Origin of the sequence: Winogradskyella luteola (genome assembly GCF_019203985.1) — a bacterium.
GTDB lineage: Bacteria > Bacteroidota > Bacteroidia > Flavobacteriales > Flavobacteriaceae > Winogradskyella > Winogradskyella luteola.
In genome coordinates this window covers 87,817-105,346 of record NZ_JAGSPD010000001.1, presented here as the reverse complement: position 1 = coordinate 105,346, position 17,530 = coordinate 87,817, and the positions used below count along the sequence as shown (strand labels likewise).

Annotated in this window: 16 protein-coding genes; 8 read left to right on the top strand and 8 right to left on the bottom strand. The window is 34.8% G+C overall.

Annotated elements, in window-relative coordinates:
• Positions 1–13: 13 nt before the first annotated feature.
• The 3 genes from KCG49_RS00495 to tpx form a co-directional block, all read right to left on the bottom strand.
• Positions 14–781, bottom strand: a complete 768-nt coding sequence (locus tag KCG49_RS00495; protein ID WP_218544221.1) for a M15 family metallopeptidase — start codon at positions 779–781, stop codon at positions 14–16.
• Positions 782–860: 79 nt separating this feature from the next.
• On the bottom strand, positions 861–1,229 hold the full coding sequence (locus KCG49_RS00490; protein WP_218544220.1) for a diacylglycerol kinase family protein: 369 nt from the start codon (positions 1,227–1,229) through the stop codon (positions 861–863).
• 204 nt (positions 1,230–1,433) lie between these two features.
• A complete protein-coding gene (tpx, locus tag KCG49_RS00485) occupies positions 1,434–1,934 on the bottom strand; it encodes a thiol peroxidase (protein WP_218544219.1) in 501 nt (166 codons plus the stop codon).
• A 284-nt stretch (positions 1,935–2,218) separates the two neighbouring features.
• Between tpx and KCG49_RS00480 the strand changes: the two genes are divergently transcribed.
• Positions 2,219–2,950 (top strand): DUF8692 domain-containing protein, encoded by a 732-nt coding sequence (locus KCG49_RS00480; RefSeq protein ID WP_218544218.1) that lies wholly within the window; start codon positions 2,219–2,221, stop codon positions 2,948–2,950.
• 50 nt (positions 2,951–3,000) lie between these two features.
• Here KCG49_RS00480 and pheT read toward each other — a convergent pair whose 3' ends face one another.
• Positions 3,001–5,427, bottom strand: a complete 2,427-nt coding sequence (pheT, locus tag KCG49_RS00475; protein WP_218544217.1) for a phenylalanine--tRNA ligase subunit beta — start codon at positions 5,425–5,427, stop codon at positions 3,001–3,003.
• 142 nt (positions 5,428–5,569) lie between these two features.
• Here pheT and KCG49_RS00470 point away from each other — a divergent pair, with 142 nt between their 5' ends.
• Positions 5,570–6,799 (top strand): peroxiredoxin family protein, encoded by a 1,230-nt coding sequence (locus tag KCG49_RS00470; RefSeq protein WP_439901090.1) that lies wholly within the window; start codon positions 5,570–5,572, stop codon positions 6,797–6,799.
• A gap of 284 nt (positions 6,800–7,083) precedes the next feature.
• Here KCG49_RS00470 and KCG49_RS00465 read toward each other — a convergent pair whose 3' ends face one another.
• Positions 7,084–7,380: an N-acetyltransferase gene (locus KCG49_RS00465; RefSeq protein WP_218544216.1), complete on the bottom strand. Its 297-nt coding sequence runs from the start codon at positions 7,378–7,380 to the stop codon at positions 7,084–7,086.
• A gap of 184 nt (positions 7,381–7,564) precedes the next feature.
• Between KCG49_RS00465 and KCG49_RS00460 the strand changes: the two genes are divergently transcribed.
• From KCG49_RS00460 to cls, 3 genes are read left to right on the top strand one after another with little or no spacing between them, the layout of a single operon-like run.
• Positions 7,565–8,227 carry an alpha/beta hydrolase gene (locus KCG49_RS00460; protein WP_218544215.1) on the top strand — a complete coding sequence of 221 codons (663 nt, stop codon included), beginning with the start codon at positions 7,565–7,567 and terminating at the stop codon, positions 8,225–8,227.
• 48 nt (positions 8,228–8,275) lie between these two features.
• Positions 8,276–9,211 (top strand): lytic transglycosylase domain-containing protein, encoded by a 936-nt coding sequence (locus KCG49_RS00455; RefSeq protein WP_218544214.1) that lies wholly within the window; start codon positions 8,276–8,278, stop codon positions 9,209–9,211.
• 3 nt (positions 9,212–9,214) lie between these two features.
• Positions 9,215–10,663 (top strand): cardiolipin synthase, encoded by a 1,449-nt coding sequence (cls, locus tag KCG49_RS00450; RefSeq protein WP_218544213.1) that lies wholly within the window; start codon positions 9,215–9,217, stop codon positions 10,661–10,663.
• A gap of 4 nt (positions 10,664–10,667) precedes the next feature.
• Here cls and KCG49_RS00445 read toward each other — a convergent pair whose 3' ends face one another.
• The gene (locus tag KCG49_RS00445) at positions 10,668–11,246 is read right to left on the bottom strand and encodes a tetratricopeptide repeat protein (protein WP_218544212.1); all 579 of its coding nucleotides are present in this window, start codon (positions 11,244–11,246) and stop codon (positions 10,668–10,670) included.
• A 161-nt stretch (positions 11,247–11,407) separates the two neighbouring features.
• On the opposite strand from KCG49_RS00445, the gene rpmH reads away from it, so the two are divergent.
• The 3 genes from rpmH (at position 11,408) to KCG49_RS00430 (ending at position 15,515) form a co-directional block, all read left to right on the top strand.
• A complete protein-coding gene (gene rpmH, locus KCG49_RS00440; protein ID WP_138434274.1) occupies positions 11,408–11,569 on the top strand; it encodes a 50S ribosomal protein L34 in 162 nt (53 codons plus the stop codon).
• 147 nt (positions 11,570–11,716) lie between these two features.
• Positions 11,717–14,572 carry a carbamoyl-phosphate synthase large subunit gene (carB, locus tag KCG49_RS00435; protein WP_218544211.1) on the top strand — a complete coding sequence of 952 codons (2,856 nt, stop codon included), beginning with the start codon at positions 11,717–11,719 and terminating at the stop codon, positions 14,570–14,572.
• A 73-nt stretch (positions 14,573–14,645) separates the two neighbouring features.
• Positions 14,646–15,515 (top strand): T9SS type A sorting domain-containing protein, encoded by an 870-nt coding sequence (locus tag KCG49_RS00430; protein WP_218544210.1) that lies wholly within the window; start codon positions 14,646–14,648, stop codon positions 15,513–15,515.
• Between the two features lie 53 nt (positions 15,516–15,568).
• Here KCG49_RS00430 and KCG49_RS00425 read toward each other — a convergent pair whose 3' ends face one another.
• Positions 15,569–16,108, bottom strand: coding sequence for an acyl-CoA thioesterase (locus KCG49_RS00425; protein WP_218544209.1), 540 nt, complete (start codon positions 16,106–16,108; stop codon positions 15,569–15,571).
• A gap of 24 nt (positions 16,109–16,132) precedes the next feature.
• Entirely contained in the window at positions 16,133–17,449 is a 1,317-nt protein-coding gene (locus KCG49_RS00420) for a DNA recombination protein RmuC (protein WP_218544208.1), read from the bottom strand.
• Between the last annotated feature and the right edge of the window lie 81 nt (positions 17,450–17,530).

Sequence of the window (17,530 nt, the reverse complement as noted above, 5' to 3'; positions counted from 1 at the left end):
GAGAATCTCTGTTTTATTTATAATTCTTTGCCTCTTCTGAAATACCATTGACATAATCTTTAATAATATTGATCTCTACTGCAAGTTTTGAGCCTTCAAATCCATTAATATCTTCAGTGCCAATATTTAAATTAAAAAACTCTAAATATTGACTTGCCAAAGGTAAGTAAGACCAGTGCCACTTTTCAAGATTATAACCAGTTCTTCCGTTCTTTTTGTTGGTATAGACTTGGTAAAACCCAAAGGCATTAGCATGTACTGTTAACCAATTGTATACTTCAAGTCCTTTTCCGATGTTAAAATACGAATTATTTAAACTATTTAAATCTACATCGGTTCCCCAATGATGTCTTGACGAGCTTGGCATGGAACTGTACTCTAAAATTTTTAGAGCGCGCTCAATGGGCTTAAGGTCTGAATATTTGTTCCATTTGCGTTCCCAAATGGCTTTTTGCTCATGGAAGTTACGTGTACCAGAGATGATTTTTAATGTTATTCCAACCTTGTTTGCAGAATCTGACATTTGTAAAAACGCATCGTATACTTTGCTTTTTAGGTAGATTTCTTTTGCGGAATGTTTTGAGGCTACCTTTACAAATGTGGAATCCTTTCTATAATCAAACTTTCCAAGCACAAAGTCTTTAGTAATATCAGTTGGTGTTTTCTTGACTTCTTTTTTAGTTTCAGTAGGTACCTCTGCAACTTTGGTTTTGGTAGTTTCTCTAGTCTTACTATTGCAAGCAAAGCAAATTAAAATAAAAATTACCGATAGCTGTTTCATTTGGTGACTTAGAAATATTGCGTTTTTAAAGTTTGGCAAAAATACGATTATGTAACGCTTGTTCTGGTGGTTTTGGTATTTAAAACAACTTCGGTAAGTAAATAATTCCTGCGATTATTACAGCTACAATGGAAGCTATAAAAACTGCACCAGCTGCAACATCTTTTATTAAACCAATTTTTGGGTGGTGGTCTGGATGCACAAAATTTGCAATGTATTCAATGGCTGTGTTTACACCTTCTATGCTCATAACCATACCTATCATGGTCATCTGCGCTAGCCATTCGGTTTTAGAAATTTCAAAGTAAAAGCCAGCTATAGTTACGGCAACAGCTATAAAAAGCTGAATTTTAATGCTTGCTTCTGTCTTAATAAGAATGAGCATACCTTTAAAAGCAAAGCCAATACTTTTTAGGCGGTTAATAAGAAAAGATTCTTTTTTATGCATAGAACTGCGCTAAAACTGCCAAGGCAGTTTAACTTTTTAAAATTAGCTAAGGCATCTTTAGTTTACCTCAATAATGTATGTATTAATAGATTCATCTCGAAGCTTCTATGGCTACTCTAAAAACGAATGAGTATTTATTTTACTACTTTGTAATTGCATTGATTTATTTCAAAGCATCTAATGCTGCTTTGTAATTGCATTGATTTATTTCAAAGCATCTAATGCTGCTTTGTAATTTGGCTCATCAGCAATTTCAGGGACTTGCTCAGTATGCAATACGGTTCCATCTGTATCAACAACGACGATACAACGCGATAGCAGTGTTTCAAATGCACCGGTAGTAAAAGTCAAACCGTAATCATTGCCGAATTTCCCAGTCTTATAATCCGAAAGGCTCACCACATTGTCAATGTCTTCTGCTCCACAAAAACGAGCCATAGCAAAAGGTAAATCCTTAGAGATGCAAAGTACTTTTGTGTTTTCTAATTGACCAGCTTTTTCGTTGAAGGTTCTAATAGATTGTGCACAAGTCCCCGTATCTACACTTGGAAAAATATTAAGGACTAATCTATTTCCCTCAAAATCAGTATTTGTTTTATCTTCTAAGTCCGTATTGGTCAGTTTAAATTTTGGTGCTTTATCACCAATTTTTGGAAGATTTCCTATTGTTTCTACAGGTGTGCCACCTAATGTTACGTTTGCCATTTTAGTTGAATTTTTTTAAAGCCTAAATTTAAAGATTATTAATGTTTCTATTGCTAAATAAATTATAATGTTTTTAGAAATTTAGTTCACGTCTCTTCTTAAACAAATAACGACTTAACTTAAAATTTACAATTTATTAACATTTAATCGAAGTATTTTGTCTTTCGCATAAATTTTTGATTACTATAGATTTTAAATTATAACTTGCGACTGCAAGAGCTATTAATTATATTAAAATTGCAAAGGCAGAACTCCCTATTTGCCTTTATTCAATCATTATTTTTATGAAATTTGAATTACGAAAATCAAAGGTTATACGTAATCTATTTATTGTGGTAGGTATACTCTTGTTAGGGAATCTTTTTGCGGTTTTTTTGAGGTTTAATACCGAAGGTATGAACAGCAAGATGACAAGGCTGATAATTAAGTTGTTTGATTTTAATCTCGAAGCTAATCTACCAACGTATTTTTCTTCTTTAGTATTGTTGTCCAATGGAGTATTATTGGCATTAATTGGAAGTAGGCATAAGGCAATAGGAAATAAGTTTTGGCATTGGTTGGGCTTATCGATAATTTTTGTCTTTTTGGCTTTTGATGAAATGATTCAAATCCACGAACAGTTAAGAGCTCCAATGGAATCTTTATTTAATACCACTGGGCTTTTATATTTTGCTTGGTTTATACCATACACTTTAGTAACTATAATTATAGCATTGGCTTATTTTAAATTTATGATGCGTTTGCCCAAACATGTATTGAAACTTTTTGTAATTGCTGGTATACTTTACGTTTTTGGCGCAGTTGGTATGGAAGCCATAGGCGGTATGCATGCTGAAGTAGAAGGGCAATACACTTTTGCTTATGCCATGATGTATTCTTTCGAAGAATTATTGGAAATGTCTGGTGCTGTAGTTTTTTTCTATGCATTACTGGTATATATAACTACAGAATTTAAGAATCTTAAGGTAAGGTTTAAACCTAAAAAAAATAAAAACAGTAACGTTGTTGAAGCATAATAAAAAAAGCCTTAAGTAAAATTAAGGCCTTTTTTGTGCAAGTGTTTTCTTTATCGTAGTTCAGCACCAAGCTTATTCTCAAAGTTAGATTGCAACTTAGACATAATCTTATCAATCTGTTTATCTGTAAGTGTTTTGTTTTCGTCCTGCAATGTAAAACTCACAGCATAACTCTTTTTACCTGTAGGTAAGTTCTTGCCTTCGTATACATCGAACAGATTTACATTTTTCAGCAACTGTTTTTCGGTTTGCTTGGCAATGGTATGTATATCATCAAAAGAAACACTATTGTCTATAAGTAAAGCAAAGTCGCGTCTTACTTCTGGATATTTTGGTATAGCGTTAAACTTAATTTTATTGTGTTTTGCCATATCTAAAACATTGCTCCAATTAAAATCGGCAAACAGTACGTTTTGTGCAATACCAAAATGTTTTAAAACGGACTTTTTAACCAATCCAAAATCCACCATTTTTTTCTTTCCTAGAGAAAGACCTACACCTTCACTAAAAATATCTGATTTTGTGGCTGCTGATTTTAAACGATTTAATCCTAATCGCTGTAAAATGGTTTCAACAGTACCTTTAAGATAAAAGAAGTCACTGGGTGTAGCATTTGAATTCCAGCGTTCTGCTACTTTATTTCCTGTGACAAATAGCGATAAGTGTTTGTGTTCTTCTCTTTCCTCAGCATATTGATGGTAGGTTTTGCCAAATTCAAACAACTTTAAATCCTCACGCTTTCTATTGATGTTATGGGATACGGCTTCTAAACCAGAAAATAATAAGGACTGGCGCATTACTTCGAGATCGTTGCTCAACGGATTTAAAATTTTTATATTATGCTCTGCATTGAGCTGCTCACTTAACTCCATATATTTAGGAGAAGTCAATGAGTTCGCCATAATCTCAAAAAACCCTTGCGATGCCAACTGATTACCAATGATATTTTGAAGTTTATAATCTTCAAAACGCGACGAATTGGAAATTGAGGCATTTAGCTTTTCGGTAGTGCCAACCTTATTGTAGCCATATACTCTAAGGATTTCCTCAATAATATCAGCTTCACGTTGCACATCGTTTCTATAAGCAGGCACAGTAAGCCCTAAACCAGCTTCAGTGACATTATTTACTTTTATATCTAGAGACGTAAGAATGCTTTTTATAGTTTCTCTAGGAATTTCCTCACCAATCAATTTCTTAGCGTTTTCAAAGCTTAAACGCACTTCAAAGTCCTTAATTTTATTTGGGTACGTATCAGAAATATCACTTGTAATTTCACCACCTGCAATTTCAATAATTAATAATGCAGCTCGTTTTAGTGCATATTCAGTAATGTTTGGATCTATTCCTCTTTCAAACCTAAAGGATGCATCTGTATTTAGTCCGTGGCGTTTAGCTGTTTTACGAACACTCACAGGATTGAAATATGCACTTTCTAAGAAAATATTGGTTGTACTTTCGGTTACGCCAGAATCTATACCTCCAAAAACACCAGCAATACACATCGGTTTTTCAGCATCGCAAATCATTAAATCGTCATCGTGCAATTCTCTAACGACTTCGTCTAGAGTGGTAAATTTTGTGCCAGCTTTGCACGTTTTTACTTCAATCTTATTGCCAATTATTTTATGAGCATCAAAGGCGTGTAGCGGTTGTCCTAGTTCGTGCAGTACATAGTTGGTGATATCAACAATATTATTGATAGGAGATAAGCCTATGGATTTTAGGCGATGTTGCAACCAATTAGGCGAAGTTTCTACTTTAACCCCAGAAATGGTAACGCCACAGTAGCGTGGGCATTTTTCTTTGTCCTTAACATCAACATCGACCTTTAGTGAACGTGTATCTACATGGTAAGAACTTACCGAAGGAGTAATCAACTCTAGCGATACTTCCTTTTGTAATAAGCCAGCTTTGAGATCTCTGGCGACACCGTAATGGCTCATAGCATCGGCTCGGTTGGGAGTAAGGCCGATTTCAAAAACATCATCATTTTCAATATCAAATATTTCTGATGCAGGAGTACCAACCACGTACTGCTTATCCAAGACCATAATACCATCGCGAGACTCGCCAAGACCGAGTTCGTCCTCAGCACAAATCATACCATGGCTTTCTTCACCTCGGATTTTCCCCTTTTTAATTTTCCAGGCTTCACCTTCTGCTGTATAAAGTGTGGTGCCTATAGTGGCAACCGGTACTTTTTGTCCGGCAGCTACATTTGGAGCGCCACATACGATCTGCACAGGTGCATCTGTCCCAATATTTACAGTAGTTACTTTCAGTCGATCTGCATTTGGGTGCTGCTCGCAAGTTAAAACCTCACCGACAACAATACCTTCCAATCCGCCTTTTACGGATTCGTAACGCTCAATGCCTTCAATTTCTAGGCCAAGATCTGTGAGGAGTTCACCAGTTTTCTCAGCGTCCCAATCTGTATTTATAAACTGTTTTAACCAGTTGTACGATATCTTCATTTGTCAAATTAATCAAGCCACAAAGATAGCAAAAGCTGTAAGGCAATGAAACATCCTCCTCTAAATTTTAGATGCACGTTGGTTTACTTTTTTATGTAAGGACATTGTTATAATTTCGAACTTTATATAAAAGATTTTTCCCATGAGATATATTGTAGCATGTTTAATTGCATTAACGGCTTTTTCTTGTAAAGAAGCAACTAAAACAGAAATGGTAAATGAGACTGGTCTTAAGGTCGGGACATACAGAGCCATTTTAGAAGTACAAGATGATGAAGAGTTGCCTTTTATTTTTGAAGTAAAATCTCCTGAAAAATTGCACATCTTCAATGCTGAAGAAGTTATTGAAGTTGATGAAATAACGTACCGAAACGATTCTGTTTTTATACAAGCACCTGTTTTTGAAGGTTATATCGCCGCTATTTTTGAAGGAAATAATTTAAAAGGCAGTTTTATAAAAGAAAGCTTAGATCGCATAGTACCTTTTAAAGCTGTATATAATAATGGACGACGATTTAAAGCAAATAATGAACCCAAGCAGACTGTTGCTGGCACATGGGAAACCGTATTTAGCCCTAATATTAAAAGCGACAGGTATATTGCAAAAGGAGTATTTGAACAAGATAAAGAGAAAGTAACAGGAACATTTAGAACCACAACAGGGGACTATCGCTATTTGGAAGGAGTTTTAGATGGTGATACCCTAAAATTATCGACTTTTGATGGTGCGCACGCTTTTTTATTTAAAGCCAAGGTGACAGATTCCAAAATGGTGGGTACGTTCTATTCTGGTAACCATTGGAAAGAAACTTTTGTCGCAAAGTTCAATGCGGATTACGAATTACCAAGTGCCAATGACCTTACCTTTTTAAAAGAGGGTTACGATAGTATAGATTTTGTCTTTCCTAATACTTCTGATGAGTTGGTTGGATTAAAAGATGATAAGTTTAAGGATAAAGTAGTGGTTGTACAGATTATGGGAACTTGGTGCCCAAACTGTTTGGATGAAAGCAAATATTACGCTGATTTTTACAGGAAAAATAAAGATAAAGATTTGGAAATCATAGCATTGGCTTTTGAATATGCCAAGGATAAGGAAACCGCTTTTAGTCGTATAGATCGCTTGGCTGTTAATGTTGGGATTGAGTATCCTATACTATTGGCACAATATGGAACGTCAGACAAAGTAAAGGCCCAAGAAAAATTGCCAATGCTCAACCATGTGTTGTCGTATCCCACTTCAATTTTTATAGATAAAAAAGGTAAAGTTCGAAAAATACATACAGGTTTTAACGGGCCTGCTACTGGCGAAAAATATACCGAGTTTAAGACAGAATTTGAAGGTTTTGTAGCTGAGTTGTTGGCTGAGTAGCTTTGTTAATTCTTTAGCTCAAGTAATTTAAGTCAGTTTTAATGCATCTTAAAGAAGTTCAGTAATAAGACCTATAGCAATCATTACATAAGGTTACTTCTCTATATTTACAAATCAATTGGTGAGTTTGTGATCCAAATTCATGCTTTATCAACAAAATATCATTGTTATGATTATTTTTTTGAAATGGATTGAAAATCCTAAGATTATAAAGACCTATTTAAAAATGAAAAAAGCCCAAAACAATAAAGTTTTGGGCTTTTTAAGTGTATTTCTTTTTCAGGTTATATGCGAATACCAACGGGTAGCATTCGTTTATACTTTCTGTTACTTCTTACAAATTTTGCAATTTCAGGGCTTGTAGGCACAACACTAATGTTACGTTCCTTAATGTCGTTAAATACCATTGCCAGGAACTCTTTTTCAAACTCTGTAGTTTTGATAGCTTCGGGAATAACCATTTTAGTTAAGAATATCTTACGCTCTTGTAAAGAATATTCAATAACAGCCATTTCATCTTCAACCTTTAATTCATATTGACGCAGAAAGTCATTATCAATCAGTTCAGCAGTTTCAGTCATAATTTTCTTTGTTTTTAAAGTTAGCGGTTGGCAAGTAGATACTATATTTTATATAGTTTTGCAGTGCAAAGGTACAAAAAATCAATGACACTTTAGAGTTTTTGGTGTTAAAACCTTAAATTTTAGACAATTATGTGTCTCTTTTTTTACTAAAAATTGAACAAATAAAACCAAGTCACAACTCATGGATTCTAATGTTACACATGTTTACTTAATGCCAGGTATGGCAGCAAATCCAACCATTTTTGAGCACATTAAATTACCAGAGGAAAATTATAAAATCCACTGGTTAGAGTGGCAGATACCTAATAAAAATGAAACATTACAAGATTACGCAAAACGTATGTGCAAATATATAGAACACGATAATGCGGTATTGCTCGGTGTTTCTTTTGGAGGTATGTTGGTACAGGAAATGAGTCAATTTTTAAACTTAAAAAAGCTCTTTGTGGTATCTAGTGTGAAATCGCATCATGAATTGCCAAAACGATTAAAGTTGCTCAAAATTACCAAAGCCTATAAAATTCTGCCAACGCAATTGGTTAGCAATATCGATTTGTTGGCTAAATATGCGCTTGGCGAAACGATTAAAAAACGTGTGGATTTATACAAAAAATACCTTTCGGTAAGTGATAAAGTCTATTTGGATTGGGCCATTAAACAAGTGGTGTGTTGGGAACAAGCAGAGCCTCATCCTAATGCCATTTACATTCACGGAGATAAAGACGTTGTTTTTCCGCATTCCTGCGAAGGTAATTGTATTGTTATAAAAGGGGGCACGCATATTATGATTATTAATAAGTATAAGTGGTTTAATGAAAATATACCTAAACTTATTGAAGCTTAGGTTGGTATAATTCAATAGATTTTTTACATTGTAAAAAAATAAGATGCCATGCAAAATTTAAAAAATATATTAGCCGCATTAGGATTGGTCTGCATTTCTGGTCTTTTTATCTTTTCGATGCAAAAAGCACCATCAGACGATACCTTAGGAAAAGAGCAGCCAATTGTAAACGATTATAATGTCTATGCCTTGGAGATGCCAGAGGGTTTAAACTTTGCAGGAGAAATGGTTCCTATGGAGAATCCGGATATTTATGAACGTATGGATAGGGAATTGTTGGTAAATACTTATTGGCAGTCTAATGGGTTGCTTTTATTAAAGCGAGCTCAAAAATATTTCCCTATTTTAGAACCATTACTAAAAAAATACGATTTACCAGACGATTTTAAATTTTTGGCTTTGGCTGAAAGTGGATTTATAGATGAGACCTCAAGTGCTGGTGCTGCAGGAATGTGGCATTTTATGCGTGAAACAGGTAAAGAATATGGATTGGAAATAAATGAAAATGTTGATGAGCGTTACCATATAGAAAAGTCAACAAAAGTTGCAGCCGAATATTTGAAGAAGGCAAAAGAACGTTTTGGAAGTTGGACTTTAGCTGCCGCTTCATATAATGCAGGAATTTATGGTGTATCAAAACGCCTTAAAACCCAACAAGTTGATAGTTATTATGATGCGCTATTGCCAGATGAGACTGAAAGATATGTTTTTAGAATTTTAGCCTTGAAAGAAATTATGAGTAATCCTTCGAAATACGGTTTTAATTTTAATCAAAGTGATTTATACAAATACATACCAACATACAAAGTTGAAGTAGATACTGCGGTAACTGATTTTTCACAATTTGCAAAACGATTCGGGATCAATTATAAAATTCTAAAGTTGCACAACCCTTGGTTGAGAGAAAACCATTTAAACAACAAATCCAGGAAATTATACACAATAGAAATCCCTAAAGAAGGTTACTACACATCTAAACCTTAAGGATTGGAGTATGTAAAAAATCATATTTGGCAGATTCTCATAGCTCTAAACTATGTTTTAGCACTTTCTGCAGTAGCTACGATTCTGTTTAAACGCTTAAACCCAACAAAAACATTAAGTTACATTATTGTTTTATTGGTTTTTCCATTTATAGGCTTGTTGGTTTATTATCTATTCGGACAAGAATATCGTAAATCTAAAATCTTTAGTAGAAAAAACGTACTCAATCAATCTGTGGTAAAGAAAGTTCAAGAAGAACTTGAACTGGGTACCAAAGAAATTGAAGAAGTAGACCTATTATTGGATGAAAAATCCAAGCTCATTCCTTTATTGTACAATAGCGAAAAGTCAAAAATGACCATCAATAATAAGGTGGAGTTGATTAAAGATGGTGACGCAAAATTCAAATTACTATTTGAAGACATTAAAAAAGCAGAGCATCATATACATTTAGAATACTTTATTATCAAAGATGATATTATAGGAACAGAACTGCTAAATGAACTTTGCAAAAAATCAAAGGAAGGAATTAATGTTAGAATTGTTATAGATGATGTAGGTAGTAATATTTCATCCAAAATGAAAGCAAAAATCAAGCAAAGCGGTGTTGAGATGCATGCTTTTATGCCAGTTTTGTTTTCGGGCTCTACAGGAAAGATGAACTATCGCGACCATAGAAAAATTATAGTAATTGATGGTAAGATAGGCTATGTTGGCGGTATCAATGTCTCGGATAATTATGTGAATTCAAACAACAAACGGTACTGGAGAGACACCCATTTAAGAATTGAAGGAGAAGCCGTAAAACCGCTTCAGATTTTATTTTTCACAACGTGGGACTTTGCCAGCGGTGAGGAACTCAAAATCTCTAAGGACTATTTTCCAAACCATAATATCAAAGAGAACGTTCCGCTTCAAATTGCAGCAAGCGGACCAGATACGGATTGGTCTAATATTATGGAAGCTATTTTTGTGGCCATTACCAACGCAGTAGATTCAATATATATTACGACCCCATACTTTATTCCAAACGATGAAATCATTACAGCATTGCAAGTGGCAGCACGTAGTAATTTGGATGTAAAGGTTATTGTTCCAAAAAAATCAGATTCATGGGTTGCGGAGTATGCGACCAACTCATATTTAGAGCAATTGTTAGAGGCTGGAGTAGAGGTTTATCAATACAACAAGGGTTTTATACATGCCAAGACTATGGTTGTCGATGGCGTTTTTGGTACCGTAGGAACCGCAAATATGGATTATAGAAGTTTTAATATAAATTTTGAAGTCAATGCACTGGTGTATGAAAAAGATTTTTGTGAAGAACTCAAAAATCTTTTCAATGACGACTTAAAGGATTCCGAAAAAATAGATTATCAATCTTGGAAAAACCGTTCTAAAACCACTAAATTTATTGAAGCCATTGCTAGATTAGCGGCTCCGTTACTATAGATACTTATCTTCGACTTCTGCGATGTTGTCTGGCTGAAGTAGGTTGGCCATAATGCTGCTTTGGTATCGCAGCTTTTTTCATCTGTTGCTTCATCATTTTAATTTGCTCAGCAAGCATATCTCTTTTATCTAGTTTTTCTGCTTCGGATAATAATTTTTGCGCTTCCTGTTTACGACGTTTAGAAAATGCTATTCCTGCTAAATTCAATTTTGCCATAGCCAAATCATGGTCCATAGATAAGCCTAGACTAATTGCCTTTTTAAAATACTTCTCGGCTTCATTCATATTGGTTTGGGAAACCATAATTCCATTCAGGTAATTTAAATAACCTTGTTGCTTTTTTACCAAAGCTGCTTCAGGATTTTTTATTTTATCCAGCCATTTCTTTGCACCGGGGAAATCTTGCTTACGTAATCTTAAGAAGGCCAACAAAATCAATTCATTTTTAAAATAAAGAAAAATAAATATTGTTGAAAGGAGTATATACATTACACCATTGCCTATGTAACCTTCAGTGAATTGGTATATAGCATAACCAATAATTAATGCAGCAATGACTAACTTTATATTTTTATTGAACATAGTTCGCTTAGTTTTTAAGGTTGGCAAAGTTAATAAAATTCTGTTGAAATATTTTTATTTTGGCACTTGCTAAAGTAAAAACTTGTTGTATATTTGCACGCAGTTTTGAGATAGCACTCAAACGTTAAATAAGTATATAAGATTTTTTAAAAAGATAAGACATGCCAAAAAGAACGTTTCAACCGTCAAAGAGAAAGAGAAGAAACAAGCACGGTTTTAGAGAAAGAATGGCTTCTGTAAACGGAAGAAAAGTTTTAGCGCGTAGAAGAGCTAAAGGAAGAAAGAAATTGTCTGTATCTTCAGAATTAAGACATAAAAAATAATGATTAACAATTGTTAATATTTTAAAGGTGTTACTTAGGTGTAACACCTTTTTTTATACCCTATTGATATTTATTTTTGCAAAGCCAAATGAATTTCCGAATCAATGATTTTGAAGTTTATTTGGCATAATACTAAAAAACAATCTCATGCCAAAAGACAAAAACATCAAATCTATTTTACTTATCGGTTCTGGTCCAATTATTATTGGCCAAGCCTGCGAATTCGATTATTCAGGATCTCAAGCATTACGCTCGTTACGAGAAGACGGAATAGAAACGATTCTTATCAATTCCAATCCTGCAACGATTATGACAGACCCAACAATGGCAGACCATGTGTATCTATTGCCATTAACAACAAAGTCTATCATAAAAATTTTAAAGGAGCATCCTCAAATTGATGCAGTTTTACCAACAATGGGTGGACAAACAGCTTTAAACCTATGTATCGAAGCAGATGAAAAAGGAATTTGGGAAGATTTTAATGTTGAAATTATAGGTGTAGATATTGATGCTATTAACATTACAGAAGATAGAGAGCAGTTTAGAAATCTAATGACAAAGATTGGTGTTGGTATGGCACCGCAAGAAACGGCAACATCTTTTTTAAAAGGTAAGGAGATAGCGCAAGAGTTTGGTTTTCCTTTATGTATTAGAGCGTCGTTTACATTGGGTGGAGCAGGAGCTTCCATTGTATATGATGAAAAAGAATTTGATGAATCCTTAACCCGAGGATTGGAAATTTCTCCAATCCATGAGGTAATGATAGATAAAGCATTATTGGGCTGGAAAGAGTATGAGTTAGAATTATTACGAGATAAAAACGATAATGTAGTTATTATTTGTACCATAGAGAATATGGATCCTATGGGAATTCATACAGGGGATTCCATTACCGTAGCACCAGCAATGACCTTATCTGATAAGACATTTCAAAGAATGCGGGATATGGCAATTCACATGATGCGTAGTATTGGTGATTTTGCAGGAGGCTGTAATGTGCAATTTGCAGTAAGCCCAGATAAAGAGGAAGAAATTATAGCGATTGAGATTAATCCACGTGTATCACGTTCCTCAGCATTAGCGAGTAAAGCAACAGGTTATCCTATAGCAAAAATAGCGGCAAAACTGGCTTTAGGTTACACTTTGGACGAATTGAGCAATCAAATTACAAAGTCAACATCGGCACTATTCGAGCCTACATTAGATTATGTCATTGTTAAAATTCCACGTTGGAATTTTGATAAGTTCGAAGGTTCGGACAGAACCCTTGGTTTGCAGATGAAAGCCGTAGGTGAAGTTATGGCAATAGGGCGTTCTTTCCAAGAAGCACTGCATAAAGCAACACAATCTTTAGAAATTAAGCGAAATGGACTGGGAGCAGACGGAAAAGGCTACAAAGATTATGAGACTATAATCAAGAAATTGAAATATGCTAGTTGGGATCGTGTCTTTGCCATCTATGATGCTATTGAAATTGGTATTCCATTGAGCCGTATCTTCGAGATCACTAAGATTGATATGTGGTTCTTGAAACAGTATGAAGAATTATTCCAATTGCACAAAGAAATTTCTACGTTTAATATTGACACAATCGATAGAGAATTGTTACTTGAAGCCAAACAGAAAGGCTATGGTGATAGACAGATCGCGCACATGCTTGGATGTTTAGAAAGTCAGGTGTATAATAAACGACGCGAACTAAATATCAATCGTGTATACAAATTAGTTGATACTTGTGCTGCGGAATTTAAAGCACAAACGCCATACTATTATTCTACCTTTGAAAGTGAGGTAGAATCTGCTGATGGTAAGATATTTGTCGATAACGAAAGTATAGTAACCGATAGAAAGAAAATTATTGTTTTAGGCTCGGGCCCTAACCGAATTGGTCAAGGTATTGAGTTCGATTACTGCTGTGTGCACGGTGTTTTAGCGGCATCTGAGTGTGGTTACGAAACCATTATGATTAACTGTAATCCCGAGACCGTATCGACAGATTTTGATATTGCAGATAAACTCTATTTTGAACCTGTATTTTGGGAACATATTTATGATATTATTCAGCATGAAAAACCAGAAGGAGTCATTGTTCAACTTGGGGGACAAACAGCATTAAAGCTTGCTGAAAAGCTAGAACGCTATGGGGTTAAGATCATGGGAACGAGCTTTGAATCTTTAGATTTGGCTGAAGATAGAGGAAGCTTTTCAACATTATTGAAAGAAAATAACATTCCATATCCACAATTCGATACTGCTGAAACTGCAGATGAAGCTTTGGCTATTGCCGATGTTTTGGATTTTCCTATATTGGTAAGACCTTCATACGTACTTGGTGGCCAAGGCATGAAGATTGTAATTAATAAAGATGAATTGGAAGCTCATGTTATCGACTTATTAAAATCCATACCAGGAAATAAACTGCTTTTAGATCATTACTTGGATGGTGCCATTGAAGCCGAAGCAGATGCTATTTGCGATGCGGATGGTAATGTATATATCATTGGTATTATGGAGCATATAGAGCCTTGTGGTATTCATTCTGGTGACAGCAACGCTACGTTACCTGCCTTTAATCTCGGTGATTTAGTGATGCAACAGATAATAGACCATACGCACACCATTGCTAGAGCTTTAAATACTGTTGGGTTAATTAATATTCAATTTGCCATAAAAGATGATACAGTTTACATCATTGAAGCTAACCCAAGAGCATCGCGTACAGTACCATTTATAGCAAAAGCGTACAAAGAGCCTTATGTTAACTATGCAACCAAGGTAATGTTGGGCGAGAAAAAAGTCACTGATTTTGACTTTAATCCTCAGTTGGAAGGTTATGCTATAAAGCAGCCTGTATTTTCATTTAATAAATTTCCTAATGTTAATAAGCAGTTAGGACCAGAGATGAAGAGTACTGGTGAAAGTATTTTGTTTATCAATAGTTTAAAAGAAGATGAGTTCTACGATTTATACTCTAGAAGAAAAATGTATTTGAGTAAATAATGGCATAGTTTTCGATGGACTATTTAGCAATAGTGGCATAAAATTATTAACTTAGCTTAAAATTGAATAACATATGAAAAGAACTTTACTCACGTTTTTAGCATTTTTCATGCTTTATGCCATACCAGCTCAGATAGTTTTAAATCAATCTGATGATTTTGAGGATGGTACTGAGCAGAATTGGTTTGAAGCCGTTGCTTCTGGTGCTCCAGCAGAGAATATTGACACTGGCGGGCCAAGTGGCGACGATGATAATTATCTAAGAGACTATACGACGCAAAACCCAGGTGGTGCCGGATCAAGATTGATTGTAAGAAACTTAACGCAATGGATAGGCAATTACACCTCTGCTGGTGTAGGATCTATTTTAATGGATGTAAGAGCATTAAATGTTGATGTATCCGTCCGTGTATCTTTGACTGGTCCTGGTGGTAATTTTTCATCTCCTGCAGTAGTGGTGACAGCAGGATCTGGATGGGGTCAAATTACAATTCCAATTTCTGAAACGGACATGATTTCAGCACCAGCTGGAAACGATGGTAGTGCAGAAGGTACTGACATAAACGCTACCTTATCTGGCGTTACTGAAATTAGAATACTAAGTAACCCTAATCCATCTTGGATTGGTGAAGTTACTAATGCAGAAATGCATTTGGATAACATTACCGCTGGTGCTCCTTTGAGTGCTTCTAATTTTAGACTTCAAAATACTGAGTTTATAATTTCTCCTAACCCAGCTAAAAATAAGCTTACTATTAAGTTGCCTGTATTAGATACAGATTCAAAACTAGAGGTTTTTGATGTCTTAGGTAAGCGTATCTATAGAGGCTCAATTAATCAGTTGGAATCTTCGATAGATGTATCTAATTGGCGAAGTGGTATTTACTTGGTTAGAGTATCTAATGATAAAACGACACAAACCAAGCGATTTATTAAGCAGTAATAAATTAAGCACAAATAATATACAAGCCGTTTCTTATAGAGAAATGGCTTTTTTTATTTAAAGTCTATTTTAACACGATAATCCTTAAGTTGCTCTAAATGATCTTCAACATTTTTATAAAGACCTTCTAAGTCTTTACTACGTTTGGCATCACTTTCCCGTCTTATGATGGATTTTATAAAGCGTTTAGCGTCCATTTTGGTTGTAAGTATTAAACCCGGAACCGTAACTGTTTTTCCTAATTTATCAACTGCAACCATGGTAAAATACGACGAATTACAATGTTTCTTAAGACCGGTTTGAATGTTTTCGGATTCTACACGAATACCTACAACCATGGATGATTTGCCAACGTAATTAACAGAAGCTTTCATGGTCACTAATTCTCCAACCTCAATAGGGTTTAAAAAGTCAACTTTATTAACTGATGCTGTTACACAGTAACTACGGGAGTGTTTAGAAGCACAGGCAAATGCAATCTGATCCATAAGACCCAGAATATAACCCCCATGGATTTTACCTCCAAAATTGGCAAAAGATGGTAGCATTAACTCAGAGATTTGAATCCTGGAATCGTCTGCGGTTTTATACATAAGTCAGATTTTATTTATATTTTTTTATTCATCTTCCGAAGCACGTTTAATAACGTTTTCTGGAAGTGATTTTTTAGCTTTAGCACCCATTTTCTTAATTTTTTCAACACGCGAAATCAGGTTGCCTTTACCCTCGACTAATTTATTCATGGCAGAGGAGTAATCGTTTTTGGCAGCATCAATTTTTTTGCCAACACCAGTCAGGTCAGAAACTAAGCCCTCAAATTTATCATAAAGTGCACCAGCCTGTCTAGCAATTTCAATAGCATTTTGCTGTTGCTTTTCGTTATTCCACATGGAATCTATTGTGCGAAGCGTTGCCAATAGGGTAGAAGGTGTAACGATTACGATATTTTGTTCAAAAGCCTTGTTGTATAATGTGTTATCTTCATTAATGGCTACTGCAAAAGCAGGTTCAATAGGAATAAACATCAGCACAAAATCAGGCGATTCTATATCATAAAGATCCTGATAGTTTTTGGCAGACAGTTGGTCCACATGTTTTTTTATTGAGTTAACATGCGCTTTTAAAAAGAGCGTACGCTCATCATCATCTGCATTGACCATACGCTCATAATCCGTTAGCGATACTTTAGAGTCAATAATCATTTTTTTAGAATCTGGAAGATGAAGTACGACATCTGGCATAACACGAGAGCCATCTTCGCGTATAAAATTCTGTTGTACAAAATACTCTCTGTCTTTTTCTAAACCAGATTTTTCCAAAACCCGTTCTAAAACCAGTTCGCCCCAATTTCCTTGCGTTTTACTGTCACCTTTTAAAGCTTTAGTAAGATTAGTGGCTTCTTTTGCCATTTGCTGGTTGAGGTCTTTTAAACCCAAAAGCTGTTCTTTTAAAGCAGAATGCATACTAATGCTTTCTTTCTGTGTGTCTTCAACTTTCTTTTCAAAGGTTTTTATCTTCTCTTCAAGCGGATTGAGAATGTTTTTAATATTTTCTTTATTCTGAAGTGTGAATTTCTCTGATTTTTCATCCAAAATTTTTGAAGCCATCAATTCAAAATCTTTACGCAATTGCTCTTGTTGCTTTACTAATTCTTCATCGCGTTTTAGATTTTGCTGTTGCAGATTTTCAAATTCTGTATTTCGTCTCGACAGTTCGGTATTTAAAAATTCCTTTTCTTGTCTAATCGCTTCTCGATCGGTTTCAATTTTTTCAATCGTTTGTTTTAGTTCTCCAATGGTATTATTGAGTTGTAGCTGGCGTTCTTCAAGTGTACTTTTATCGCTTTTACTTTTAAGCTGAGCGAATTTAAGTCCAATAAAAGCACCAATTCCTGCAGAAACAATTATAGCTGTAAAAAGGATGATGTCGTTCATATTTAACCGAAAGAAATTTATCAAAGATAATCGATTTGTTATTCAGAGCGAAGCGAAGAATCTATATTTATTAAGAGATTA

Coding starts and splice junctions, on each gene's coding strand:
- pheT (WP_218544217.1), bottom strand. CDS start 5,427: ATGAAGATATCGTACAACTGGTTAAAACAGTTTATAAATACAGATTGG.
- KCG49_RS00465 (WP_218544216.1), bottom strand. CDS start 7,380: ATGACTGAAACTGCTGAACTGATTGATAATGACTTTCTGCGTCAATAT.
- KCG49_RS00430 (WP_218544210.1), top strand. CDS start 14,646: ATGAAAAGAACTTTACTCACGTTTTTAGCATTTTTCATGCTTTATGCC.
- KCG49_RS00460 (WP_218544215.1), top strand. CDS start 7,565: ATGGATTCTAATGTTACACATGTTTACTTAATGCCAGGTATGGCAGCA.
- KCG49_RS00420 (WP_218544208.1), bottom strand. CDS start 17,449: ATGAACGACATCATCCTTTTTACAGCTATAATTGTTTCTGCAGGAATT.
- KCG49_RS00425 (WP_218544209.1), bottom strand. CDS start 16,108: ATGTATAAAACCGCAGACGATTCCAGGATTCAAATCTCTGAGTTAATG.
- KCG49_RS00470 (WP_439901090.1), top strand. CDS start 5,570: ATGAGATATATTGTAGCATGTTTAATTGCATTAACGGCTTTTTCTTGT.
- rpmH (WP_138434274.1), top strand. CDS start 11,408: ATGCCAAAAAGAACGTTTCAACCGTCAAAGAGAAAGAGAAGAAACAAG.
- tpx (WP_218544219.1), bottom strand. CDS start 1,934: ATGGCAAACGTAACATTAGGTGGCACACCTGTAGAAACAATAGGAAAT.
- carB (WP_218544211.1), top strand. CDS start 11,717: ATGCCAAAAGACAAAAACATCAAATCTATTTTACTTATCGGTTCTGGT.
- KCG49_RS00490 (WP_218544220.1), bottom strand. CDS start 1,229: ATGCATAAAAAAGAATCTTTTCTTATTAACCGCCTAAAAAGTATTGGC.
- KCG49_RS00455 (WP_218544214.1), top strand. CDS start 8,276: ATGCAAAATTTAAAAAATATATTAGCCGCATTAGGATTGGTCTGCATT.
- KCG49_RS00445 (WP_218544212.1), bottom strand. CDS start 11,246: ATGTTCAATAAAAATATAAAGTTAGTCATTGCTGCATTAATTATTGGT.
- KCG49_RS00480 (WP_218544218.1), top strand. CDS start 2,219: ATGAAATTTGAATTACGAAAATCAAAGGTTATACGTAATCTATTTATT.
- KCG49_RS00495 (WP_218544221.1), bottom strand. CDS start 781: ATGAAACAGCTATCGGTAATTTTTATTTTAATTTGCTTTGCTTGCAAT.